Here is a 23103-nt window from a genome sequence, read left to right as displayed (position 1 = left end):
CGGGCGCCTCATCGGGAGTCCGCAAGCAGGAGCTCGTACGGGTCCAGCAATACAAGATCGCCGGCGGTTACCTTCGTCTGGATGTAGTCCAGGACCGTCGTGAGATTCGCCGTGGTGATGTTTCCAGCGGTGTTCAGCAACGAGGAGTGGGCCATGAGCTGCAGACCTGTCTTGTTGGTAATCGCGAGATCGATCTGGGCGGTAATCGCGGAAACGGTGGCGGTGTCCATCGTGAAGTGGCCCTGCCCTTGCCGGATGCGGCCGTCAAGGATCCTCTGTGCGGTGTTGGGGAAGGCCCCAGAAGAAACCGGATGGTTCTCAAGGATGAGCCGACCAGCATCGGTGTTGTAGAACGCCTCTGGAATGGCGCCGCCGTTGAACCCCATGTAGTTCGTGCCGCCCACGCCGGGGACGAACCACCCATCAATCTGTGCAGATGGTAGTTGGGCTTTGAGTTCCGCGAGGCCTGTCACGATGACGTCCTGCAAAGCTGCATACGTGGTGGCGTCGTTGTGGTGTGCGCCGTGGTTGCCGATCTTGCACAACCCGGCCGCGACCCACGCATCGACCATGGCCGCGGTGACGGTGTTGTTCTCCGTGGTGGACCAGCCGCGGGAGTTCAGAGCGAGAAGGTACTTCATGCTGCGGGCTTCCAGCAATGGCCGGGCTTCGGTGTTGAAGTTGTTCAGGCCATGGTCAAACCGGAGTGCGACAGCACCCTTGCCGTTGGTCTTCTTTTTGCCGCCACGCCGGAAGCTGAAATCATCCAAACGCACGGCGTTGGCCAGGCCCGCGTTGGATGGGTTCGTGGCCGGGGTAACTTCGCCCAGGTCCTTCCATGCGCCGAAGGGGAACGGCGACGGCGTGAGTGCGCTCGTGGCCCTGAAGAGAGTGGTGGCAGTGGCGCCATAACTCTTGATCGTCTGCCAGACGATGCCGCCGGTAGTGACTTCGACCTGCATGCGGATAGGTCCCCGCGGGATCTGTGGTGGCCACCCGGCCGAAACCAGATTCGCCACAGTGGTGTTGTCCCAACGGAACTTCCCCTCAGTCCGCATGTCGTCCAAGGACACCGCCGTGGTGACATCCATGACACGGTCTTTCTCCAACTCCCAAGGCGTCCAGGTCTTAGGAGTAGAGAAGTAATTCTTGATCGCCCGGCGCCACGAGATGCCATCGGCGTATCGGACGATGCGCTGCTCTCCCGATGAGGCACCCGTGATTTGCTCGACAAGCTGGCCGATGTTGCCAGCCGCCCATTCGGCGGGGACGTTGGTGTAGGCGTTGGCCCCGGACAGGTGGTAGAACCCGGTGTCCGATTGGGCCGTCAGCGTGTTGAGGTCAGTTCCCGTCGCCAGCGTTGTCTTGTACCCACTACCCGGGCCCTGCGGCCCAGCAGGACCTGTAGCGCCACGGAGATTGGCGACGTATACCCATGCCCAGTTATCAGCCAATTGGGGGCCTCCTAAGATAGAGTTCCCCGGTGTTCAGGGGGTTTTCGGGGTTTGTGGGGTCGTCCTTGAGCCAGGCGGAGTTCTTGGGCGGGTTCACGGGCGCAGTCAGGGAGACGTAAAACATGAGGGTGTTCTTCGGGGGCCTGCCGAACAGGTCAGAGAAGGACCCGCCGCCCGTGGGTACGTTCAACTGCCAGTCGGGGAAGTCGGCCTTCACGTAGTTGCCGCCCGAGTCCAGCCACTGGATCGATACCGTGTACCAGGCGTCGTCCATCATGTCTGTGGTGGACTCAAGGTTGGCCGTGAATGATCCGTCAGATGCCGGCGCCACAGTGAGCGGCTGAGTGGGGAAGATCTTCCCCGACTTGGCCTGTGGAGCGTTCAGCGTGAAATGAACCTCAAGGTTCCGCCCGGACAGGTGATTTCCGCTGATCTCTGTGACGTTGCCGGGCACGGGGACGTTCGGCATACTGCCTCCTGGGCATGAAAAAAGCACCCGGCAAGGGGTGCTTGAGTGAGTATGAAATTGGGTTCAGGCTGCGGGGTCCGTGGCCGCGTCCAGAAGGTCAGTCAGTTCTTGGATCTTCACGTCCCGGGCCGCGATCACAGCGTCCTTGACCTTGCATTGGGCGTTCGCGTTCGCCAGCGCCCAATCCGCGTTAGCCAGCCGCTGCCGGTACTCTTCATGGATACTGTTGTGCATGATCTGCATTGCTTCGTCCAAGGGGATGCCTCCGGATGTATTAATTCCTGCGCCCCAGCGCTAAGATGCAGGGCATGAGAAGTGTTGGGGGACTTGCTGTGCTTGCCGTTCTGGTTTTGAGCGCCTGCACCTCGCCAGCGGCCAGCGTCGAACCGACCGTTCCAGACCCCGCAGTTCCGTCGTCCTATGATGTGAGCTACTCCGCTGATGAGTTCTTCATCGCCGGGGTGAAACTGGGATGGGTTGGCGAAAAGCCCAGCAACACCGAGCTCGTGCAGATGGGCCAGCAGGCGTGCCAAGGTAGCCTTTCCGCCGCCGGGGAGAACGCCCAGCGTGTAACTGCCTACGCCAAGGCCGTTTACTGCCCTTAGGGCTTGTAGTACAGCCTGCCCGAGCTTGGATCGTAGTAAACGTTCGCGGCGCTACCAGTGGTAGTCAGGCTGAGGTAGGTGTTGCCTGTCGCCTTTAGGTCACCAACGATCCCAACAGTGTTCCCGACTACATCGACCTGCGCGGTGCCGGCTTCCAAGAGCACATGGCTCCCAGTGACGCTTACTGTTGCGGACCCAGAGCCGTTGTCCATCACCATGGACGAACCGGTATCCCTGAGCACTCGCCCAGAAGTGAATCGGATCGCTCCGCCGTCAACGCCCGGATCGAGCGTCAGCACCGTACCAACCTTGATTTTTCCGCCTGTGACCACGTTCAGGTCATTTTTTAGGGTTGTCACACCCTCAACAGATAGCGTGCTCGTTGTCTTCATCGGACCGTTCACATTGAAGTCACCCGTCACAGTGGTGTCCCCAGCAACTGTTGTCGGGCCGTTCAAATCCGTTGGGCCATTGACCGTGAAGTCACCAGTAGAGGTCACATCGCCGGCTATCGTTGTCGGGCCGTTGAGGTTGATAGGCCCGGTTTGGGTGAAGTGGCCGGCCGAGGTGACATCACCTGTGATTGTGGTGGCACCGGCTATGTCCACTGGCCCATTCAAATTCACGTCTCCGGTGGCGGTGAACACCCCAGACATGTTGATAGTGCCAGTCCAGTCCAGGACGCCGGACCCGGTGGCTGTGCCGGTGATGTTCAGGCCACCGTTTTCGATGGTGATGACACCGCCGTCATAGACCCGCAGCCCGCTACGGCCGATAGCCATGTGGTTCTGGTTGGACGAGAATTGCAGATCCCGGATTGCGTCCCAGATAGCGGACACGTTGCCCCGCGAGAGGTCGTTGATATTGGTCACCGACTAGCCTCCGGTCTGCTGAAGTTGGAGAGTGATCCACTCGCGATCGAAGGTGTACCCAATCAGTTGCCAGTCATGCCACCCCGCGGCGAGGAAGCGGATCCCGTCTGTCTTCACCCGGGCCGTGCCGCCAAGAATCAATTGGCTCACCCGGACCACGCCATAAGCGGGGATTCTGAAGCTCATTTGCTGGGTTGGGTCATTGTGTAGGTTCAGGTCTGCATTTACACGCGATTGGAGTTCGCCCAGATTACTTATGCCGCTGTAACTCTCGGCTCGCTCCAGTGCTGGTGCGGCGGACCCGGTGTATGAGTCGGCATCCCGCAGAAGCACACTTGCTTCGGACCCTTCTCCTGCGCCGAATACTTTGTCTGTCACACCTTCCGCGTCTGTCGAGAACGTGAGCCCGTAGACTTCCTTCTTCTCTGCTGTGGCGTCCCATTCCCACATGCCTTGGGTGAGGGCGCCGGAGCGCATGACCCAGCGGAAGTACTCGTTGCCCACCCATTGGGTGTCGAAGTCGATATTGGGGCCGCCGTCAGTCTTGATCAAATCATCCAGGCCCTTATCAACCTTGACGAATTTGTAGCCGTAGTAGGTGCGCGATTCAGTGCCCACAACATCGGCAGACATAATGACTGGCATCTCGTACCGGTCGGCTGGGTCGCCGTCCATGCCCTTGGCCACGATGAGGTTCGCAAGGGTCGCTAGTGTCCTCGCGTTCCACGTGATGGGTGGGGCGGCAGCCGCGCCGTTGGTGCGTGAAGCGAGGATGTGTCTGCGGGCCCAGATCCACCAGATGTCCTTGTGGGTTACTGTGACCGTTTTCTTGTCCACGTCCTCTACGACGCCGGTAATGAACCCGGCGTAGACGGCGTTCCCGTCCCACTCAGCGACAAGGAGCCGTTTAATTGGTGCCACTGTGTCAACTGTGACCACCTCGCCCACCGAAGGGTCACCGACGTTGAATGTCGTTGACCCTCCGGACGGCCCATTCAGCCGCCGACCGCCGGTAAACTTGGCGGCCGGTATCTCGACCTTGCTGCCCCATGTTTCAGTGCTTACAGAAAACCACTTCCACACAGGGCAGCTCCTAGATGTAGGTGTCAGTCAGTGAAAGGGTCGCCGTGGCTGTTCCAGTGGTCCCGGGCACAATAGAGAGTGCCGTGATGGCGCCAGGCGGCACGTACGGTGTGAAGCCGTAGCCAACGCCGCCATGGACGACGTTCCCGCCGATACGGAGCCGCCCGGATGAGTATTCGATGCTGTGCGGTTGCCCGGATATCAGCGGCTGTGTCACGTTGAACACCTGGCCCATGATCGTGAGCCTGTACCCTCCGGGCATGGCCCCTGCCACGGTGAATTTCGGGAAGGCGTTGTAGTTTCCCTTATGGAAGATGCCGCCGGCGTTGGCCCCTACCGAGGCCACCCAGGTTCGGGTGTCCCCGTACTTGGTCGACTCATCGAATTTGAGCCGCACCTGCCACGTGGCCATGAAGTTATTGATGGCCACGAACTTCACCGGCGATGCACGTTTACTCTCGGCCCAACGGACGCCCAAGACGTTCTCCACTTGGAACCGGCCGGCCATACGGCCCTTGAGCGCATCTCCACCGGACATCAGTAACTGCCTGCTGGTAGAGGTGAGTATCCCGCCGATGTTCACCCAGCGAGCCTCATTCTCAATGGGCAGGTCATAGTCACCATCAGCGTCCGGGCGGGCGATGTTGTCACCCTTGATGCCGGGGGAGTCCTCCCACCCGTCAAACTGCCCGCGAGTCACCCTCCAAAGCCCGAAACCATCGATGCCGTGGAGGGTGCGCCCGGCCCACAAGATCCTGCTATTCGCCGCCAATGTCCAGTCCTGCCTGTTTCATTAGCCACTTGAGCTCATCAACGACTTCCATCGCTGCGGCGCGGGGAGATTCGGCCCCGCTCACATCGACTTGGATCGTGTAGGACGCTCCAGCGGCTTGCTGGGTGGGTGGTAGCTCTCCGGTCTGGTTCATGTAGTTCAGAGCCGGGAGGCCGATGGACTTCGAGGACGCCCGCTTCATGACGAACTCGTCCGGGGTGAGCATCGCCGGAACCGTGTCCGTGCCTCGTGGCTTCCAGAATGGTTGCCCGCCGCCGGCGAGGTAGTTCACCGGGCCGCCGTCCGCCTTGTTGATGGGGGCGAAAGTGCCAGGCGCGAAGCCTGTCATGGCTGGATCTTCGGTGTAGCCACCGCCGGTTACCTGTGCCTGGATATTGAGGGTCCGCGCCTGCGTGAGTCTCGCAATCTGGGCCTCGGCAGCAGCCAGGGCAACAGCGTCGAGTTCCACCTTTGTCGGGGGAACGGACGCTGGGATGGCGTACAGCTTGTCGATGTACGTCTGGACCTCGCCAGTCAGGCGTCCCTGTGCGGAGAGGTTCTTTTCCAGCTGTTCCTTGGCCGCTGCGAATGCTGCTGTGCCGTCCGCTGTCTTGCCCGTGGACTTGGCGACAGCCTCAGCCATGGCCTGATCCGCAGCTACCTTGTTCTGGAGCGCCTGCTGGTTCGCTACAACCGCTTCCGAGGTTCCCGTGATCGCCAACCCGTTTTGCTGGAAAGAGGCCGTGAGGGAGTTCGTGGCGGCTGCTGAGCGGGTGTTGGTCTGATCGAGGGATAGGACCGAACCGTTCAAGAGGTCCCAAGACTGCTTCAACAGGCCTGCAGCGTCATTCTGGAGCTGCAACGCGACGGTTTGGCCGTCCGTGGAGATCTTCGCCTTGTCCTGCGCGGCCATCGCCTCGCTGTACACGCCAACAGAGACGCCGTACTGGCTGGCGTTGGCCTGCAATGCCCGGGCTTCCTCTGTCAGGGCGCCATTGGTGGAGTCCACCACGTCCTTGTAGGCGTGGTAGGCGTCCACGTTGTTGTGGATCGCTGCAGAGTTCGAAGCGATCCCCTCAGTGAGGGTGTCCTTCGCGTTCTTGAGTCGTGACGAGGTCTCTGTGAGGTTCTCATCCCCGCGCCGGAGCTCCACACGACGGTCAATGGCCGTAGCCATGACATCGTTGAGTTGCTTCTGCGCGTCAGTGTTGCCCAGCATCGCCTGCAGCACGGTCTCAGTGGAGACGCCGAGTGATTCGGCCGCGTCACGCATTTCCTTGGACGTCGCAGCATGGGCTGCCTGGAGGCGGACGTTCTCACCGATCAGGCCATTGTCGCGCTCCACCGCGTCACCGTAATCATTGAGCGCTGCTGTGCCTTGTGCTGTTCCCAGTGCGGACGTCGCCGCTGCCACGCCGATACCAGCGATGACAGCAGTGAGGATACCCACGATGGGAACGGCCAGGTTCGCCATCACGCCGGTCAGGCCGATGGCTTGGGCCACGGACACGATCAGGGCAGCAACGCCGGGGGAGAAGGCCATGGACAGGGCAGGCCCGATCAGGACAGCGCTGGTGACGATCCCGGCCAGTACAGGCAGAGGGAGGCTGCTTAGCCCGTCAGAGAGGCCGCTGATGAAGCCGATCACCACAGGGCCCAGCGGCGCGAATGCCGCCAGGATGTCCCCGCCGAGGTTGACCAGCTTCCGGATCATGTCCATCACGCCGGGCAAGTTGGTCACTGCGTAGGACACGAACTGTTGGAAGCCCTGCGCCTGGGAGAAGTTCGTTAGCCATCCCACAAAGGACGACAGCTCCACAGCGCCGGACTTCAGAAGCGGACTCATGGCACCCAGGCCGTCAAGGACGTTCCGGAGCGCGGTTCCGCCCATGTTGCCGAGGGCAGCGGACCCGTCACCCACAGCCACCGTGAAGACTGGCATGCGGGTGTTGATGTCCCCAACGGTGCGGTTGAAGGACCCCAACATCCGGTCAGCGGCCGTCCCACCAAGGGAGTCGAGGTTGCCTTTCAGGGAGCCCAGCCCGGCAGCGTACTTGTTGCCGGCGTCGGTGCCCTTCTCCATCTCATCCTTGATGCCCTTGATGGCGATGACACCGGAGACGGCCATGATGCCGAACGCGGCACCCAAACCGACAGCAGCACCAGCCACAGGGGCGGCAGCGGCCACGATAGCCGGAGCCAGGGCCAGCAGCACCTGGATACCGGAGATGTGAGCCCTGCGGGTACGGAGGGCACGTTCCGCTGACTCCGTCTCCATCTCATGAGCTACACGGGTCTTGCCCTTGGCGTCAGCGAGGCGGGCCTCAGAATCAGTCTCTGCATCCGTGGCACGCTTGAGCGTCAGCCGCGCCTGGGCGGCCTGCAACGAGTCCTCACCATGCTTCTGTGTGGCCACATCCAGCTTCTGCTGGGCGATAGCCGAACGCATGTACGCAGATTCGAGATCCCGCTCAGCCTTCGCAACCGCTTCGAGCTTCGCCAGGGCGGGCCCAACGTTCGCGTCAACCTTGATCTCAGGGTTCAACGCCCCAAGCTCAGCAGCCTCTACCTTCGCTTCGTCCTTGCTCCGGTCCCACTCGGACTTGTCGATCCGGAGTTTCGCATCAATCGATCCGGTAGTTGTGGGGCCGGCCATGGGCTACTCCTTAGATGGTTCGTCGTCCGGGCGGAGTGCACGCCACAGCCGGGTCTCGGTTTGCAGGAGGCCGTGTACGAGGTCCCGGAACTCAGCCCAGGTCATCGGTTCACGGAGGTGCAGGCGGATCCCGTACTCTGAGGCGAAGTCAGCGACGATGAGTTTGAAGTGGGTTAGGATCGCTTCCCACGTGACCGCCGTGCCTTCTTCTTCTGGTTCCGTGTACCAGTCCCAGAGGCCGGTGGCTTCGTCGTAGGTGCCGCGGCCGCGGGGGTCGTCGGGGCCTGTAAGAGAGGTCGGAGGATTTCCTCCATTACTGCTTTTGGGAGGCCGTTCTCCCATACCATTTCTGCGGCTTCGCGTCCCTGCTGGAAGTCGGTGACGCCGGTCCAGAGTGCCCGGTCCACGACGGCGGGGGGTACGTTCTCGTCCAGCATCTGCTGGGCGACGTCGCCCATGATGATATGCAGGAGGTCACTCAGTGGCAGGGAAGTGTTGTTCGCGGCGGCTGCCCGCATCCGGAGGCCGTCCTCCAATGAGATCTGGGGGAGGGCGTACTCCTTGCCGCGGTACGGGATGACCAGCGGGCCAATGACGTCTTCGTAGGGGCGCAATGCCATGGCGTGAATCCTTTGTGAGTGTGGTGTGAGTGTGATGGGTGGAGCGGGAGGCGGGCCCACTCACTAAGCCCGCCTCCCGGTATTGGGGTTACGCTCCGCGGGTGTACGGGAACGCGGTGGAAGCGCCTTCGGCGTTGGTCACGACGATGTTCGCCGCGCCCGCGGACCCTGCAGGGACCACAGCAGAGATCAGCGAATCGGAGATGACCTGCCAGTTAGAGGCGTTCGTGGCGCCGAACTTCACACCGGTGGTGGGGACGGTGCCGGTGAAGTTTGCGCCCTGGATGGTGACCGTGGTGCCAGCAGCCGCGCCGGACGGTGTGGCGGAGGCAATGACAGGGGTGTCAGCATCCTCGTGCGGGTTGTCGATGTCCTCCAGGGCACCGTCACCCTTGAACGTGGCGGTCACTTCCTCGATGTCGGCAACCCCGGTCTTGGACTGGTTCCACTCCACGAGTGCGCGGCCGGAGCGGGCCTCAGGGGCGCCATTGCGGTCATACCAACGGACCCAGATGCGGGCTTCGTCACCGAACTTGAACTGACGGGCACGCACGAGTTCCTGGCCCGGGTCGAACACGCCAGCGTTGACCTTGCGGTTGGCCTTGGCAACAAGCTGCCAGCCGGTGAGAGTCTTCTCAAACGAGTCAAACCCGTCACTGTCGTAGTCAGCGGTTGACTGGGTGGTGGGATTCTCCGTGGGGGCGAAGTCGGTCATCCCCTTGAAGGGGAGCCAGTTGGTGCCGTCGCCGGATACGTCCAGCTTGAACCGGCGGGCGAGAGATGCGGACATGGGTGCCTCCTATGGGCTGTTTTCGGGCAAAGAAAAAGCCCCGTAGGAGTTACGGGGCCATGAAGGGTTATTTGGTTAGTCGGTCCGGTACTTCGTGGTCGGAGATGCCAGGTCCACGTAGTACAGGTCGAACCGTTTGTTGCGCCGGTTCCCGTCTGTTTCCATGGGGGCGACGTGGTCGCGGAGGATCTGAATCACTTCCGCTGTGCCGAGGGTGTGCTGTCGCATGCCGTGGATGAGTTCAAACACGGGGACGGCGATGTCAGAGGGGCCGAACGGGTCACCCGGGGCGCCCCGGAATCCGATGTCCAAGATGCCACGCCCGAAAGCGGACATCGTCTGATCGGTCACCGGGGTGTAGTTCAGGGTGAGGCACCGGTCAGGGACCTGCGGCCAGCCACCGAAGACAATCCCCGTTTGCCCAGCACTATAGGCGCCACTCGGTTTATATGTGGCGATCCCGTTGTCAGCGATCATCTGAGCGATGCCGGTGAGGAAGTCTTTCTCATAGCTCATCCTGCCGTCATCCTATCTCCTTACTCAGTTCTGTCGTAAGGATGCCGATCACCTTGGGCGTCTCACTGACCACCGAGGTGGACAGGTAGAGCCGTTCACCCACCTCGTGGTGGAGGTGTTCGTAATGCTGGTACCGGGCGTAGACCGAGTCGTACACGACGTCGGCGCCGTCCGGGGTGGCCTCCACATAGGCGGAGGACCGGAGCGGGGAGTCATCCAGTGGTGTGCGGTTGACCGCAACTTGCCGGAGGTGCTCCATGGCTTTGAACGCGGCGCCGGGGATGGCTGCCACCACGGCTTCGTCTATGGCGTCCAGGTGCACGCTGAAAGTCTCGCCCACGGCATCTCCTAAGTGAGGTCGATCTCCAGATGGTCCGGAAGGTCAAGGGCGCCGCTGTTGAGGTCCGCCACGCCGATGACGAACGCTTGCCGGCGGGGGAGCGTCACCCGGGAGTCGGGGGTGAACTTGTCCAGGTGGGTGTTGTCGCACATGAACTGGGACATGGAGATGACCTCCTGCCCGTTCTTGTCCCGCACCAGCCGGCGTTTGTCCTCCAACCAGCCAGGCACGTCCACGGGTTCGCTGTACACGTCCCCGTAAGCGCCGGTGCCCTCGAACGTCTCCACGGCCACCGTGTGGATGTAGAAGTCATCAAGGTCACCCACGCTGCACACCACCTGGCATAAGCCCGGCCTGCTGAAGGATCATCCAAGACTCAGCGCACAGGTTGTTCGCCGCTTCCTTCTTGGCTTGGAAAGCCGTCACGGACGAGTTCACCGAAGTGTCATACTCGACACCACCGGAGCCGAGCTTCTTGGACCGGACAGGCGCCGCGGACGGAACACCGGCGGAGGAAGGGTCAATGCCCATCCCGTCCCATGCAGCCACCTGGGCGCACGTGGCGTCCCGGAACGCTGCAGAGACCTTCGGATCTGTTGGCATGCCTTCAGGGTCCGTGGCGTACACGGCGGTCATGGTCTCGGTACGGACCATGAGGGAGGCCGAGCGGAGGAAGGACGCAGCTTTCGGCGGCAACGTGGCCTCACCGATCCACTCTTGTAGTTCGGCGCTGGTTGCGTAGATGATCACTGCGTCCCCTCCTGCCTACTCTTCGGTCTTGTCCGGGTCCGTGCCTTCGCCCGGCTTACCGGTTTCCGGGTTGGCCGGTGTCTGCGGTGCCTCCGGAGCGATGAACAGGGCCTTGATCTGATCGGCGGTCAGCCCGTCGATGTCCTTGCCCTCTTGGGTTGCGTACGATTCCCATTCGGCCTTGGACGCTGACTTGGCCGGCTGCGTCAGCGGGGCCGGGTCTTCGCCAGCAGCGACCGTGTAACCGTGCCGTTCGAAGTACTGGATGGCGGCGGCGTTGTCAGTCTCGCCTTCGCCGTCCTTGAAGTGGACGCCGACAACGACGCCCGTGAATCCCTTCACAGGGGTGGTGATGGTTGCCATGCTGGCTCCTAAGTGTGTGGTGTGCAGCGCGCACCCCCGGGTGAGGGTGCGCGCTGGCAACTACTGGACCTTGATGTTGCGGAACACCGCAGCGGCCTTGGTGGCCTTGAGAGCCACGGCGACCGGGCCGAGCTCCACTTCGCCCTTCTTCACAGCACCAGCGGTGGTGAAGTCAGGCAGCCAGGACTGCACGAGCTGGCCGCCCACGGTGGAGACGCCGTGGAAGCCGTCAAGGCCAACACGGTAGGCGTAGAGATCGGTCAGGCCCGTGGTGGAGACACCCACGGTGCGGGTCTCCACGGGGATGATCAGGTTCGAGGAACCTGCAACCTCGCCAGCGTCCACCAGCAGGATGTCACCGTACTGCTCTCGCACCACGGGGCGGCCGCCGGGGCCGATCAGACCCTCAACGGGGTTCTTCACGTACATGCCTGCACGTCGGACAGCGGCACGGACGCGGGCCAGTGCCTTGTTGTTGCCGACAACGACGGTGGGGTTGCCGTCCAGCAAGGACAGGAACTCGTCCAGGGCGTCCAGGGCCTTGTACTCGGCGCGGGCGTTCGTGTCGAAGTCCGTCCAGTCCGTTACCGAGGTGGCGCGGAACTCCGTGGCGGAGCCGGTCAGGGCCTTGTCCAGACCATCGAAGCCGTTCGCGTCAACGGCGGTGTCACCGTTGATCACAAGGTCCTGGAACTTGGTCCGGGCGGCCTTGATCTTGTTGGTCATGTTCAAGGCAACGTTCGCGGACGCGGCCGGGCCGACCTTCGCCGTGACGCGGTCAACCTCGAAAGAACCACCCATGACCGCCAGGGTCACAGACTTCTTCTCGGTGGTGACGTTGCCGGGCGTGTACTCGGAGTTGATCGCACGAGTAGCGGCCGTGCCCTGCGTGATCTGCCGGCGGTAGCCGTAGTCGAGGGTGGCGCCGCCACCTGCGGGGTTGACCACATCGTCAAAGACGAGGGAGTCGAGGATCGCGGATTCCTTGCGGAACTCATCGATTACCGCGGGATCGTAATCCTCTTGGGCGTTGTTCTTGGATTCAGCCAGAGAGACTGCCATGGTGTTCTCCTAACGGGGGTTTAGGCGCCGTAGTGCTTGTCGAGTGCGCCAGTGAGGGTAGTGGGTGCTGTGCGCTTTTCGCCGGTCCCGCCGTTGAAGTCTGCGCCGCCCGCGCCGGCCGCCTGGACCGTCTTGAGCTTGGGGTTTTCAGTGACAGCCTTCTTGATGGCTGCCTCGATCTTTGCGCTGTCGTTGGGGTCCAGCCCCTTCAACGCGGAAAGAAACTTTGCTGAGTCCAGCAGCGCGTCCGGATCTGCTCCGTGCTTCGATGCTGTCTTGTACACGGCAAGCTGTGCTTGCGCTTGTGTGCCGCTCTCGGTTGCCGTGGTGAGCTTCTGAGTGAGGTCTTCAACGGTCGGGGCCTGCCCGCCGTCCTTGACCAGTCCCAGCGCCTTGCCAAGGCTCTGTACAAGTTCGTTGCGGGCTTCATCCGCTGCCTCTGTCTTGGCGTTGGTGCGGGTTCGCCCGTTCTCCTTGCGGAGACGTTCAATTTCGGCTTTCGCGGCCTCAGGGTCATCCCACGGGTTCGCGCCCTCCTGGGCCTGCGCCTGCTGCTGTTCGCCGTCTTGGGCGCCTTCGGCCTGCTGCTGTTCCTGCTGGCCTTCGCCTTCGCCGGAACCTTCGCCGCCGTCTTCCATGACAGCATCACCGAACGTGGCCCGGTGGTGCGCCATGAGCTGATCGATACCGCCCGGGGCGTACGGGTCGATGCCGTAGATGGTCTTGCGTCGGGGCATGGTGTCCTCCTGGACAGGTTGTGAGTGTTATTTGTTGCCGAGGTCGAGTTGTTCGCGGCGTGATCTGCGGTTGAGGCCGGTCGCTGCGAGGTGGTTACGCATCCGGGCTTGGAGTTCACGGACACGACGGGCAGCGCGGGCACGGTCAAGGTCGGTCAGCGCGGCTGCTTGGGCTTGTTTGGCGCCGCGTATGGCCCGCTCAAGGGTTCGCTGCCTCTGGGTGTCCTTGAATGCCTGCTCATCCCTGTCAGTCCATTCCGTGGTGCGGAGGACCGTGACGCCGGGGAAGAACGCCGTGAGCGTGTGCTCACAGTTCGGGTGGAACAGGCCAGCGGCCATGGCTTGCTCCACTGTGGCGGAGATCCGGAACCTGTGACCGTCCTGCACCACGTCAGCCTCGCCCTGATCGGAAAGGACCTTCCCTTCCCATGGGGCGCACAGCTTGCACGGCCGGCCCGTGGTGGATGGGGTGAAGAGCGTGATGCCAGCGGCTTCCATCCTCGCTTTGTGGGAGGCGTTGTACGCCCGCTGTGTTGCAGTGCGGACTGCCATCTCCACATAGGAGGACAGGTTCCACTGGCGTCCCGCGGAGTCGGTGAAGCCGGTGATGCCGCGGGAGGTGAGCTCCCTCCACGCCTGGGCTTGTGCGTCCACGAGGGTGGCGCGGGCTGTGGCGTCCCGGATGATGTCCCGGGCAGGGTTGATGCCCACTAGAGCGCCGTTCACGGTGGCAGCACGGTAGGCGTCATTCGCGAACCGGGTGATCCGCTGCGCAGCACCCGCCAGGCTGGCCGTGAGGTCATTGGCGATGGCCGCCGACGACTGCACATGATGAGACGGGATCCGCGACACTGGAGAGGCGATGAACCGTTCCGTGGACCGCTGCAACGCTTGGATCTCCCGCACCGCTGTCACGTCCCCGTTGCGGGAAGCGACCTGCACCGCACCAGTGGAGAGGGTGCGGACGCGGGAGAGGATGCGCCGGGACACGCCCTGCGACAGCTCCCACAGCCTCGCGTACAGGCCGGGGACCTGCGCCGGGTCGTTGATGGCTGCCCGGATGATGGCGGCGGAGCCGGTAAGTACTTCCTGCTCACCGGCCACAAACACCACAGTCACAGCGGCGGCTGTGGCGCTAACCGTTGAGGGCAGGCTCTCCTGCTGCTGCTGGGTCTGTGCCATCGTCGTCCTCATCCTCCGGGTGTGCGAATGGGTCAGCGATGACAGGTTGCTCAGCGACGATCCGTGCCACTTCCGCGTCTACCTGCTCTTCATCCCAGTCAGGGTGAACGAGCTGGACCAGTGTGCGGCGGGAGGCTGCCTCAGCGGCCTTGAGCATCTGTGCCGTGCGGGCCAGTGACTCCAGGGACTCCTGCACGGCGTCAGCGAACTGCACCGTCACAGGTACAGGCGCAGCACCGGTGTTGAAGATCACCGCGTCCATGGCCAACGCCTTGGACAGGATCGCCTCCAGCGCTGGCCGGGCGGAACGGATCTTCCGGTCCCTGGTCAGGTACGAGCGGCGTTCCTTGGCGGTGACCTCAGTGGCGGTCTTGTCCCCACCGGATTCGTCCTTCTCCCCGAAGGTTTGGGACGAGTACCCGGCGGCACGGATGATCTCAGCGAACAGGGCAGCGACGGTGGAGAGGTGCTCTTCCACCCGGATCTTGAACTGCACCTGTTCGATGCTCATCTTCTGATCAGCGGCCGTGCCCGGTGCTGCTTTGAGGCCGGTGAAGATGGCCGTGTCCGGGTTGAACGCTGCACCCTGGCCGGGGCCGAGGTCGGTGAGCATGTTCTGCGGCACCATGAGCCGGCCCTTGCCAAGCTCAAGGTCACGCATCAACGATGAGTAGGCACGGTCGAGTGCGTCCATGAGCGATTCGATACCGTCAAGGTCAGACCGGCCGAGGTTCACGCCGTGAGGGTCGAGGCGCCAGCGACGGTTCGGGGTGATGTTCGCCCAGTACGCCACAGCCAAGCCAGCGGTGAGGGTGCTGATCTGCGAGTTCGCATCAACCAGCGGGTCAAGGTGCTTCGTTGACTCATGATCAGACAAAGGCACGCGCCAGCCGATCTCATCCGCCCTACCCTCGTACAAGGCATGCTCAATGACGCCAATGCCGAAGGAGTTCACACTGTGGTGTTCCAGATGGCGGGTGACCTTCGCCCCGTCACTGGCCACAACCCGCCAAAACGTGACCTCCACAAGCTTCCCATATCGGAACGTAGGGACAGCCCCGTCAGCGTCCACTTTCGTGATGAACACGTGCTGGAACAGGGACTGGTCCCATGTGGCCCTCAGGTACACACCGGACAGGGCGGCTGCGACTTCAGCACCGGCAACGAGCGTCAGGTACAGCTCATCCCCGGCGATCAGGTCCATGCGGTCCTGCGCGGCCTTGTTCTTGCCCTTGCCGTCCTCCACGGTGAATGTGGGAGGTTCGCTGAAGAGCAGGTCGGCGGACACTTGGCAGAGGTCCGAAGCGATCGGCACGTGCAGCTTTGTCATGCCCGCGTCGCCGTCGCCGGAGCGGGGTGTCCAGAACCAGTCAATGAACCGGTTCACGATCCCGCGGCGGGACGGGCTGGCTTGGCCCTTCTCGTACGCCTGTCCAAGGTTGGATGGGTCATTCGAGTACCAGGCGGACCACTTGTTGAAGTCGGTGAAGATGTGGGAGATCTCCTTGGGCGGCCATGCTGTGCCGTTTGCTGGCAGTGCCAAGATGGCCTCCTAAGTGTGCGTCAGGCGCGGGTGAGCGCCTCGAACGTGAGTTTGACGTGCCGAGCATCCGCTAAGGCGTCATGCTGCCCGCTCTCCTGAGCGGGAAGCGGAGCCCGGGGTGGGAACCAGTCAAGGAATGATCGCAAGTCGTGGGTGAACATTGGGATGCCGCTGGGAAGGTTCATCATGGTGCCGAACAGTTGAGCCAGGACCACATGGTCGTACGCGCAGTAGTCGGCCCAGAGTTCAGGCTTGCCGTCATGCAGAAGGAATGCGGCCACGTCGTCCGCTATGCGGCTCTTCGTCTTCCACTCCGGCCGGGAGAGGTCCGGAAGCTGGGACGCTACGTTCTCCATGAGCCAACTGTGCTTCTTGATGCGTTCCCAGTCGGCGTCAAGGTTGACGGCGTAGTACTCGCGGCCGTCCTCAGCCACAATGCCGATGCTGATCAGGTCGATGGTGGTTCCGTCTTCGTGGAACTCGGTGTCGTAGAAATAGCGCACGTGGCCTCCTAAGTGGTGGTGAGGGTCAGTGCCCGTGCGGGTTGCTTATGTTCTCCGGGATGGTGATACCTGCCTTGATGAGTGCTTCCACCACGGCGTCTGCGAGGTTGATCAGGTCAATCCCGCCTTCGTAATCGTCGGTGTAGACCTCAACGCCTTGCTTCTCCAGTGCTGCTTCGAGAGCGTCCATGGCGTGGTTCTTGGCGTGGCTGTTCTCCTGGGGCTCATAGCCTTCCGGGATGACCCGTGGTTCAGCGGTAGGCCGCTCATTCGCTGCCGCGCCTACGGGCATCTCAACTTTCCGAGCATTGGCCCAATAGCCTTGGTTGTAGGACGCGATGTTCCCGTCAGCCCCGACGATGTGGAGGCGGCCGTGGTCATCCGTGAACCACTTCTCAGCATTGTGGAAGGTGGTGGCGTGGTCTTTGCCGTGCTGGACTTCAACTGCCATGGTGTTCTCCTTGTGGTGGTGGTGTTATCGGTGGTTTTGCCAGGCCCCGCCTTGGTGCACCTTGGCGGGGTCCAGCGTTGCAACGGTCTCGCCCGGCCGTTGCGCCGGGTAAACCTAGTTCTTGTCAGGCTCTCCAAGGAACACGACGCGGATATAACCTCCACGCCGGATACCGCACACGCGGACTTGACCGTTCGGCAGAATGTCCACGCGGTCCTCTAAGGACATGTCACTGACCCGGTCGAGTGCCCGCATTGCGATACCCTGCGCCACTGACGCTCGATGCCCCGTGTACGCAGCAAGGGCGAGGCTTGCCACCGTGAGCACCACGAGGGCGCCTACCAGGATCTCCATGGTGTCTCCTTAGGCGGCGAGGTCTACCCAGTCCCGCCAGTTCGTCTCCGTAGTCGCCACCGCATAACGGAAAGCGTCAATGGAGTGGTCAGCGACCTTCATGGGCTTGTCTTCGCCCTTCTCAGTGGCTTTGGTATCCCACGAGTAGCCAGGCATCTCACTGATCAAACCGGTACAGCGGTCGCTGATGCGCAGCTTCCCGGCATTCAGGAGCGATGAGAGAGTCCGGATGCCGTAGAGGACGTTATTGTCACCGTTGATGACGTTGTCCATGCCATCCGCCGACAACTGCACCTTGAATGACGCAGCGGCAGGGTCAACGATCACCCATTCCGGTACAGCACCATGCCTGCTTTGGCCGGCCACCCAGTCCTTCAGCGCCGCTGATAGCTGCCCGTCAGTGAGCCTCACAATTGCTTTGCGGGAGTCGTGCCGCCACTCATCCATGGCGTACAGAACACCGTCTATTCCGAGGCCCAGCATGACTGCTGAGGTGGCATTCGTTGTTCCGTAGTCCACACCCAAAGCCAGGACGGACCGCATCTCAGGCAGGTCCTCATGCTTGACAACGTGCCGTTCAGGGTCCCACGAGTCGAACACAGCGCCGTCAGCGGCCACCCACTCAGCAAGAATGTACCGGCGGTAGAACAAGCCCGTGTAGGACTTCTTCTGCCGGGCAATGTACTCCGGAGTCAGGGACTGGTTGTCGTCCATGAGGAAAGTGAAGCGGTGCAGCTCCAGAGCATCCGAGGAAGGGTTCCGGTGGATCTTCCCCGCCCCGTCAATCCAGAGACGGGCCTTGTCCAACCAATCAATCTTCAGCCAATGGGCCGGGCCGCCAGGGTTCGACGTCAGCCACAGCTTCGCGCCCGGGACCGAAAGGCGGGTGTAGAGCATCTTGAAGAACGATTCCGGGATGGTCTCGGCTTCATCGAGGTAAGCGCCGGCCAGTGTCAGGCCTTGGATCTTCGTCCTGGCCTGCTCATTGTTGGCGCCATAGATGTGGACCTCACGGCCAACAATGGTCGCCGTGCCGGTACCGTAGTTGATCTTTACCCGGTTCTTGCCGAGCATCTCCTGCAGAGGCAGCAAAAGGTTGTTGATGATGGTCCGCTCAGTACGGCCACACATAGCCAACTGCCCCTCAGGGCCTTGACGGACGAACCGCACCCAGTCCAGCAACGACGTGAACGTCTTCCCGGACCGGACAGCACCCTCATAAGCCTCAATGGAAGCGGAAGGATGCTGCAAACACAGGAGCGCTTTACCCTGCAGCGGTTTCGCCTCCATGGTCACCGCCCATCATGTGCTCCAGCCACTTATCAACCGCGGCACCCGACTCTTCGCCGGTCTTATCCACAGCCTCAAGCTTGATCACACGATCCACAGCGATACCCACAGCGGACAGGATGTTCTTCTTGTCCACGAACAAAGGCTCATCCAACGTCGTCTCAGCAAGGGTGTTGTCCTTGCCCCCGAAGTTCACCAGGCGGGCAGGCTGCCACAACTGCTTGCGGAGCTTGTGAGCATCCTCCAGCAGCAAAGCAGTCAGCTCCTGCCGGGAAGCCTTCAGGTCAACAGCCCTGGCTTCAGTCGCCGCGCGCGTGGCAGACGTTCGAACCGTTCGGACGCCAGCCGCTTTGGCCCATCCAGCTACTGTGGCTTTGGGGATTCCCAGTTGCTCTTGGACGGCTGACGGTCCGTCCGTTCGGAAGAGCTCGATGGCTTCGGCGCGTTGCTCTTCGGTGTACTTACTCGCAGGCACAACGCGCTCACCGCCTCACTGAGTGTTGGTTCGAAGTGTCGCCCCGCCAGTATCAGCCGCTGGTGTGGGCGTGCCCGGTTTTGGTGCCAGCCATAAGGCGCCGTCGTGACTACCGCCCATTGCGGTTCGGCGTTGGCCGGGACATGAGTTGAGCCCCGGACCTATGGGGGAGCGGTCCGGGGCTCAAGAGTGTTTCCCAGCAGGTGGTTCCATGACAGGACGCGAAGTACGTCCCGGCCCCTACCTTCGGCCCTGCGGTGAGGTTCGGGTGACGTTGACTGGGAAAGTGTTTGGGAGGGTGGGCCGGCGGCTTCCATTGAGCGGGCTGAAAGGGACCCTAGGTTGCCTTGCCGCCATGAGAACCGGCTTTCACCGGCCCACCCCGTGTTGCGGGAGCTTTCGCTCCGCTTTGAGACCTTGCATTTGAAGCCAGAAATCTCATCCTGAACTGACGTTACCCTCAAAACGTGCCGGAATCAAGCAATACTAGATAGTTTCTCCCGTGTTACTCGACGTTCGCGTTTGGCTTGCATCTGCTCATGTACTCGGCGCATTGCGTTGAGTTGGTAGGTCTTCCCGCCGTCCTCGTGGATGCAGGCGATGACCTTCCCCCGGGACACCCAGTTCTCGGCGTCCTTGGGCTTCACTTCGGTGCCGACGATGCGGAGCGCGCGCAGGATGACCGGTAGGGGTGCTGCTGCTTCCCATGCTTCGCTGAGGAGCCACTGCTGCCGGGTCCGGACATCGGAGGTGGCCCCGCACTCCTTGCACCTGGCGACCCGCGCACCGTTGACCGCCGTGACTGTGGCTTCGCAGCGTCCGCCGTCGATGTCGTTCCAGCACTGCCCCAGCGTGATGCGTTCGGCCGCCCGATCGGTTGCAAGGCGGCACTCTTGCAAGGACTCCTGCAATTCCTGCAGCAGATCGCCGGCCCAAGGCTGCTTCCGGATGTCCGGGATCTGCGTGAGGAGCCAAGCGGCGATGACGGGCGGTTCTCCGAATGGGTGGAGCTGGGGGAGGAGTGACGCCCACCCGCTGAGCTTCACCCGAAGTGTCTGGGCTTTGTCTAGGGCGTCGAGGTTCGCGGGCGGGGTCGAGCTGGCGTGACCGCCTGAGCTGCCAACCGAGGGTGCGCCGACGTCCATGCGGGTGCCGGACACCTGGACGTCTACCCAAACGTCCGGGACCTGCTTCAGTCCCATCTCAAGTTGTGTCGTGCATTTGTGGCAGAGGGTTATCCCGTCCGCCGTTTCATGCTCCCCAGCAGTGCACTTCATCCCCATGGAAATTCCTTTCAGTGAATCTCTTTCTACTAGATATTGTATCAATTATTAGTTGCCAATGACTGCAAGCATGTCTTGTTGCGGGGAAATACTGCCGCCAGTTTTGGCTAGTATTTCGGCATGCAACCAACAGCGGACTTCTTTGGCGAATTGTTCGGTCCGAACTGGACCGCGCAGGGAGTCTCAGCCATCATCTCGTCAAGCATTGCCTTGGTTGCGATCGGCATATCGTCATTCGTCTCATGGAAACAAGGCACCAAAACGCGAACACACTTGGACACCGTGGATCAGCGACAAGCTGACCGTGACAGGGAGTTCAAAGGCAGGGAGCACTGGTGGGAGAGATTCCAGTGGGCAATGGGGGAGATCGCTTCAGGTGACATTGACCGCGTTGGTGTCGCTTTTGTTGTCCTCATGGACCTTGCTCGATCCAGTTGGGCAAACGAGAGCGATAAACTACTAGTAGCGGAAGTCCTAAACGAGTACATTATTGAGGAATCTGCAGAATCCAACGATGCAGAGGAGGACGGCGATGAAACTACGACTCAAGGCGAATAATCCCCTTGTCGTGAAAGCTGCGCGTGAACGGTCCCGCATCCTCAAGGAACTGGGTAAAACGGTCGACCCAAAGACGGCGCGCATTGCGAAGCTGAAGCCGATCACCCCAAAGGCAACCCCAACAACCGATGATCCGAAAACAATAATTGTCGGTGATGACGGTGATGAAACCTTTGTGGTCAGGGTAACCGCAGGCAACGCACATGAACTTGCCACTAGTTTGCGGTCCTTCGCTGAGGGATTCGAAGAGGGGGCGGAGCATGGAGTCCATCTGAACGATGGCAGTTTCGCCAGCGGCAGCGTCATTGCCCGTGTTGGCAACGGGGCAATCGATACTGCTCTAACTCGACCTGACGTGGCAAAGGAAGGACCAGTAGTAGAGACCTCCAGCCCGAGTCATCGGCACTGGTAGCAACCACACTTCTGCGCACCTTCAGTGACTGGATGATAGGTAATTGCCTGGCACTGTTCGCTGTGGTGGTGGCCGCATGCGGCGCAGTGCGGCCGGCGGTTCACCTGTGGCTGCTTCTGATCTCAGCGGCCCATTCCTTGAGCCACTGATCGGTGTTGCCGCGCCGGATTGCCAACATACGCTCGTACTCTGATCGACCTTCAGCTCCCGGCCTAACGTACGGGAGGCGCGCCAACTCATCTGCTGCTTCTTGCAGCACTTCGGCGCGGACCTGATTCAGGAGTGGTGCCATGATCGCAGCAATAACGGCGCGGTCCTCCGGCCAAAGGACCGTCCCGAACTCGTGGGCCTGCTCCTGAATAATGCTGTCGATCCGGGCCTTGTCATCCTTGACGCTCATTGCTCCTCCTTGACGGCGGCAGCCAGCACGGCACGGGCGTGGTCCATGGCGTCGGGTGGAATGAGTTCCGGGATGCGGCGCCTGAGTTCTCGTGCGCCCCGTTCGACGGCGGCTTCGGAGAACACCACGGGCGTGGGCGTCTGGTTGCTGAGCTTCGTGAGGGCCTCCGCGAGTGCTTCGGTGTGGTCAGCTTTCCGTGGCGGGTTCCAGTTACCCGTGTTCTGGAACTTCATGCCGCCCACTCCTGAATGACAGTGATGCTTTCGCAGCCGTCCAGGAGGTGTTGGGCACTCCACAAGTTGCTGCTGAATGGTAGCCCCCACCCATCTCCGCTCGTCTGTGCCGGGTGGCCTTCGCCGGCCGCGTCCAGACACAGGACGCTGCTGCCCGGTGCCAGTGCGTCGAGTTCTTCCACGGTGGTGATGGTGCGCGGCTTCAGCTCTACGATCTTGTCCAGCAGCATGTTCACGGCGAGGCGTGGCAGCCTCACCTCACCCGGAAGATCGCGGGTTTCGGTCAGCATTCGGACCAGGTCAGCCTGGGCGGCATCATGGTCCCAATCGATGCTCATGCGTTGTCCTGGGCTGCGGTGTTGATGCAGTCGTGGCAGAGGCTGTTCTCGTTGCAGTGCGTGTCGGAGTGCTCGGTGCGGGTGGTGAAGTCAGTCATGGTGGGTCCTTCCTGGTTTGTGGTGTCAGACCCCAAAGCGGCGGCAAGAGCGGTGCGGATGAGTCCGGCGTGCCAGATCATGTCACCGCCTTGGTCATCAAGCGCTTCTTGTACGTCTTCCGGTGCTGACTCTGCGGACTTTCGAAGGTGTTCACCCCGTGCCTGCCACGCTTCTGCCAACTCGGTCACGGCTTCGATGGCTGTGAGTAGGCGGGCGATGTCCGTGGGAGCGTTCGCGATCAAAGCGGCGTTAGGCCTATGGATCTCGTCGTCATCGCACCAGTTAGTGATCATGATGTTCCGGGTCTCGTCCCAGATGTTGACTTCCAACCGGCCGCGCTCTGTGTATGGTGAGCATTCGCGCATATGCCATGGTCCGGGTGTTGCTGCTGCTAGTCTCGCCCTGATGGGCGCCAGGAGTGCCCGCAAATCAGTCATCAGAACTGCTTCCCGCCGTGCTTGTGACCGCGAGTGGCGTTGTAGGCCAACTTCTCCGTGATGATGGACTCAAGGTCAATGTCATTGGCTCCACAGAAGTCCATGACTCGGATAACCACGTCCGCCATTTCGGACGGCACGCCCTCAGGCTTGTAGAGGCGGTGTGCTCCGAATGATCCGGCTTCCGGGTAGTAGGTTTCGTTGGGCGCCTTGCCGCTGCGCAGTTCTTCCAGCGCTTCGGACAGCTCCGAGTGCATGAGCGCAATTCGCTGGGAGTTCAGCATCAGCAGCTCTGGGCCTTCGGTGGGTTCGTTGTCGTGGAAGCCCTTGTCGGCGGACTGTTTGTAGGCCAGTGCCTGAAGTTCACGGATGCTCATTTGGTGGGTTCCTTGGTTGTGAGTAGTTGGGTGAGTTGTTCCGGGGGGAGCAAGCTCAGGTTGGCGGCGAGGTGCGGGC

At 61.7% G+C, this 23103-nt stretch carries 32 protein-coding genes; 3 read left to right on the top strand and 29 right to left on the bottom strand.

Annotation, left to right across the window (positions count from 1 at the left end):
- Nucleotides 1–8 precede the first annotated feature (8 nt).
- From J3D46_RS18275 to J3D46_RS18265, 3 genes are all read right to left on the bottom strand, one after another.
- Nucleotides 9–1454 (bottom strand): polysaccharide deacetylase family protein, encoded by a 1446-nt coding sequence (locus tag J3D46_RS18275; RefSeq protein ID WP_253468400.1) that lies wholly within the window; start codon nt 1452–1454, stop codon nt 9–11.
- Nucleotides 1447–1923 (bottom strand): hypothetical protein, encoded by a 477-nt coding sequence (locus tag J3D46_RS18270; protein WP_253468399.1) that lies wholly within the window; start codon nt 1921–1923, stop codon nt 1447–1449. The genes J3D46_RS18275 and J3D46_RS18270 overlap by 8 nt, the downstream gene beginning before the upstream one ends.
- Nucleotides 1924–1986: 63 nt before the next feature.
- Complete coding sequence (locus J3D46_RS18265) at nt 1987–2166, bottom strand: hypothetical protein (RefSeq protein WP_253468398.1); 180 nt, start codon at nt 2164–2166, stop codon at nt 1987–1989.
- 65 nt (nt 2167–2231) lie between these two features.
- Here J3D46_RS18265 and J3D46_RS18260 point away from each other — a divergent pair, with 65 nt between their 5' ends.
- The gene (locus J3D46_RS18260) at nt 2232–2528 is read left to right on the top strand and encodes a hypothetical protein (RefSeq protein WP_253468397.1); all 297 of its coding nucleotides are present in this window, start codon (nt 2232–2234) and stop codon (nt 2526–2528) included.
- Here J3D46_RS18260 and J3D46_RS18255 read toward each other — a convergent pair.
- From J3D46_RS18255 to J3D46_RS18155, 21 genes are all read right to left on the bottom strand, one after another.
- Entirely contained in the window at nt 2525–3400 is an 876-nt protein-coding gene (locus J3D46_RS18255) for a hypothetical protein (protein WP_253468396.1), read from the bottom strand. The genes J3D46_RS18260 and J3D46_RS18255 overlap by 4 nt on opposite strands.
- Before the next feature lie 3 nt (nt 3401–3403).
- On the bottom strand, nt 3404–4321 hold the full coding sequence (locus J3D46_RS18250; protein ID WP_253468395.1) for a hypothetical protein: 918 nt from the start codon (nt 4319–4321) through the stop codon (nt 3404–3406).
- 172 nt (nt 4322–4493) lie between these two features.
- Nucleotides 4494–5183: a hypothetical protein gene (locus J3D46_RS18245; RefSeq protein ID WP_253468394.1), complete on the bottom strand. Its 690-nt coding sequence runs from the start codon at nt 5181–5183 to the stop codon at nt 4494–4496.
- Between the two features lie 58 nt (nt 5184–5241).
- Nucleotides 5242–7911 (bottom strand): hypothetical protein, encoded by a 2670-nt coding sequence (locus J3D46_RS18240; RefSeq protein ID WP_253468393.1) that lies wholly within the window; start codon nt 7909–7911, stop codon nt 5242–5244.
- A gap of 173 nt (nt 7912–8084) precedes the next feature.
- Nucleotides 8085–8531, bottom strand: a complete 447-nt coding sequence (locus J3D46_RS18235) for a hypothetical protein (RefSeq protein WP_253468392.1) — start codon at nt 8529–8531, stop codon at nt 8085–8087.
- Nucleotides 8532–8619: 88 nt separating this feature from the next.
- Entirely contained in the window at nt 8620–9321 is a 702-nt protein-coding gene (locus J3D46_RS18230) for a phage tail tube protein (RefSeq protein ID WP_253468391.1), read from the bottom strand.
- A 75-nt stretch (nt 9322–9396) separates the two neighbouring features.
- The gene (locus tag J3D46_RS18225) at nt 9397–9837 is read right to left on the bottom strand and encodes a hypothetical protein (RefSeq protein WP_253468390.1); all 441 of its coding nucleotides are present in this window, start codon (nt 9835–9837) and stop codon (nt 9397–9399) included.
- A 7-nt stretch (nt 9838–9844) separates the two neighbouring features.
- Nucleotides 9845–10177, bottom strand: coding sequence for a minor capsid protein (locus J3D46_RS18220; RefSeq protein WP_253468389.1), 333 nt, complete (start codon nt 10175–10177; stop codon nt 9845–9847).
- Between the two features lie 8 nt (nt 10178–10185).
- Nucleotides 10186–10503 carry a hypothetical protein gene (locus tag J3D46_RS18215; protein ID WP_253468388.1) on the bottom strand — a complete coding sequence of 106 codons (318 nt, stop codon included), beginning with the start codon at nt 10501–10503 and terminating at the stop codon, nt 10186–10188.
- Nucleotides 10496–10927, bottom strand: coding sequence for a hypothetical protein (locus J3D46_RS18210; protein ID WP_253468387.1), 432 nt, complete (start codon nt 10925–10927; stop codon nt 10496–10498). The genes J3D46_RS18215 and J3D46_RS18210 overlap by 8 nt, the downstream gene beginning before the upstream one ends.
- Before the next feature lie 15 nt (nt 10928–10942).
- Nucleotides 10943–11290: a hypothetical protein gene (locus tag J3D46_RS18205; protein WP_253468386.1), complete on the bottom strand. Its 348-nt coding sequence runs from the start codon at nt 11288–11290 to the stop codon at nt 10943–10945.
- Nucleotides 11291–11350: 60 nt separating this feature from the next.
- Nucleotides 11351–12352 carry a major capsid protein gene (locus J3D46_RS18200; RefSeq protein ID WP_253468385.1) on the bottom strand — a complete coding sequence of 334 codons (1002 nt, stop codon included), beginning with the start codon at nt 12350–12352 and terminating at the stop codon, nt 11351–11353.
- A 20-nt stretch (nt 12353–12372) separates the two neighbouring features.
- Nucleotides 12373–13089 carry a hypothetical protein gene (locus J3D46_RS18195; RefSeq protein ID WP_253468384.1) on the bottom strand — a complete coding sequence of 239 codons (717 nt, stop codon included), beginning with the start codon at nt 13087–13089 and terminating at the stop codon, nt 12373–12375.
- 27 nt (nt 13090–13116) lie between these two features.
- Complete coding sequence (locus J3D46_RS18190) at nt 13117–14271, bottom strand: phage minor capsid protein (RefSeq protein WP_253468383.1); 1155 nt, start codon at nt 14269–14271, stop codon at nt 13117–13119.
- Entirely contained in the window at nt 14225–15814 is a 1590-nt protein-coding gene (locus J3D46_RS18185) for a phage portal protein (RefSeq protein ID WP_253468382.1), read from the bottom strand. Before J3D46_RS18185 ends, J3D46_RS18190 begins: the two co-directional genes overlap by 47 nt.
- A gap of 20 nt (nt 15815–15834) precedes the next feature.
- Nucleotides 15835–16317, bottom strand: a complete 483-nt coding sequence (locus J3D46_RS18180; protein WP_253468381.1) for a 3'-5' exoribonuclease domain-containing protein — start codon at nt 16315–16317, stop codon at nt 15835–15837.
- Between the two features lie 25 nt (nt 16318–16342).
- Nucleotides 16343–16768, bottom strand: a complete 426-nt coding sequence (locus J3D46_RS18175) for a hypothetical protein (protein ID WP_253468380.1) — start codon at nt 16766–16768, stop codon at nt 16343–16345.
- A 114-nt stretch (nt 16769–16882) separates the two neighbouring features.
- Nucleotides 16883–17122, bottom strand: a complete 240-nt coding sequence (locus J3D46_RS18170; protein WP_253468379.1) for a hypothetical protein — start codon at nt 17120–17122, stop codon at nt 16883–16885.
- Between the two features lie 9 nt (nt 17123–17131).
- Nucleotides 17132–18412 (bottom strand): PBSX family phage terminase large subunit, encoded by a 1281-nt coding sequence (locus J3D46_RS18165; RefSeq protein ID WP_253468378.1) that lies wholly within the window; start codon nt 18410–18412, stop codon nt 17132–17134.
- A complete protein-coding gene (locus J3D46_RS18160) occupies nt 18387–18887 on the bottom strand; it encodes a hypothetical protein (protein ID WP_253468377.1) in 501 nt (166 codons plus the stop codon). Before J3D46_RS18160 ends, J3D46_RS18165 begins: the two co-directional genes overlap by 26 nt.
- Before the next feature lie 476 nt (nt 18888–19363).
- The gene (locus tag J3D46_RS18155) at nt 19364–20089 is read right to left on the bottom strand and encodes a hypothetical protein (protein WP_253468376.1); all 726 of its coding nucleotides are present in this window, start codon (nt 20087–20089) and stop codon (nt 19364–19366) included.
- Between the two features lie 201 nt (nt 20090–20290).
- Between J3D46_RS18155 and J3D46_RS18150 the strand changes: the two genes are divergently transcribed.
- Both J3D46_RS18150 and J3D46_RS18145 read left to right on the top strand, forming a co-directional pair.
- The gene (locus J3D46_RS18150) at nt 20291–20728 is read left to right on the top strand and encodes a hypothetical protein (protein WP_253468375.1); all 438 of its coding nucleotides are present in this window, start codon (nt 20291–20293) and stop codon (nt 20726–20728) included.
- Nucleotides 20703–21140 carry a hypothetical protein gene (locus J3D46_RS18145; protein WP_253468374.1) on the top strand — a complete coding sequence of 146 codons (438 nt, stop codon included), beginning with the start codon at nt 20703–20705 and terminating at the stop codon, nt 21138–21140. Before J3D46_RS18150 ends, J3D46_RS18145 begins: the two co-directional genes overlap by 26 nt.
- 100 nt (nt 21141–21240) lie before the next feature.
- Here J3D46_RS18145 and J3D46_RS18140 read toward each other — a convergent pair whose 3' ends face one another.
- Genes J3D46_RS18140 through J3D46_RS18120 form a run of 5 tightly spaced genes read right to left on the bottom strand, consistent with a single transcriptional unit; the run spans nt 21241 to nt 23024 of the window.
- Nucleotides 21241–21540, bottom strand: coding sequence for a hypothetical protein (locus J3D46_RS18140; RefSeq protein ID WP_253468373.1), 300 nt, complete (start codon nt 21538–21540; stop codon nt 21241–21243).
- On the bottom strand, nt 21537–21773 hold the full coding sequence (locus J3D46_RS18135) for a hypothetical protein (protein WP_253468372.1): 237 nt from the start codon (nt 21771–21773) through the stop codon (nt 21537–21539). The genes J3D46_RS18140 and J3D46_RS18135 overlap by 4 nt, the downstream gene beginning before the upstream one ends.
- On the bottom strand, nt 21770–22111 hold the full coding sequence (locus J3D46_RS18130) for a hypothetical protein (RefSeq protein WP_253468371.1): 342 nt from the start codon (nt 22109–22111) through the stop codon (nt 21770–21772). The genes J3D46_RS18135 and J3D46_RS18130 overlap by 4 nt, the downstream gene beginning before the upstream one ends.
- Nucleotides 22108–22647: a hypothetical protein gene (locus tag J3D46_RS18125; RefSeq protein WP_253468370.1), complete on the bottom strand. Its 540-nt coding sequence runs from the start codon at nt 22645–22647 to the stop codon at nt 22108–22110. Before J3D46_RS18125 ends, J3D46_RS18130 begins: the two co-directional genes overlap by 4 nt.
- Nucleotides 22647–23024 (bottom strand): hypothetical protein, encoded by a 378-nt coding sequence (locus J3D46_RS18120; protein ID WP_253468369.1) that lies wholly within the window; start codon nt 23022–23024, stop codon nt 22647–22649. The genes J3D46_RS18125 and J3D46_RS18120 overlap by 1 nt, the downstream gene beginning before the upstream one ends.
- Nucleotides 23025–23103: the final 79 nt, after the last annotated feature.

The organism is Paenarthrobacter sp. A20 (assembly GCF_024168825.1).
Lineage (GTDB): Bacteria > Actinomycetota > Actinomycetes > Actinomycetales > Micrococcaceae > Arthrobacter.
The sequence above is the reverse complement of the archived record's forward strand: the minus strand, read 5'-3'. Positions and strand labels throughout refer to the sequence as shown.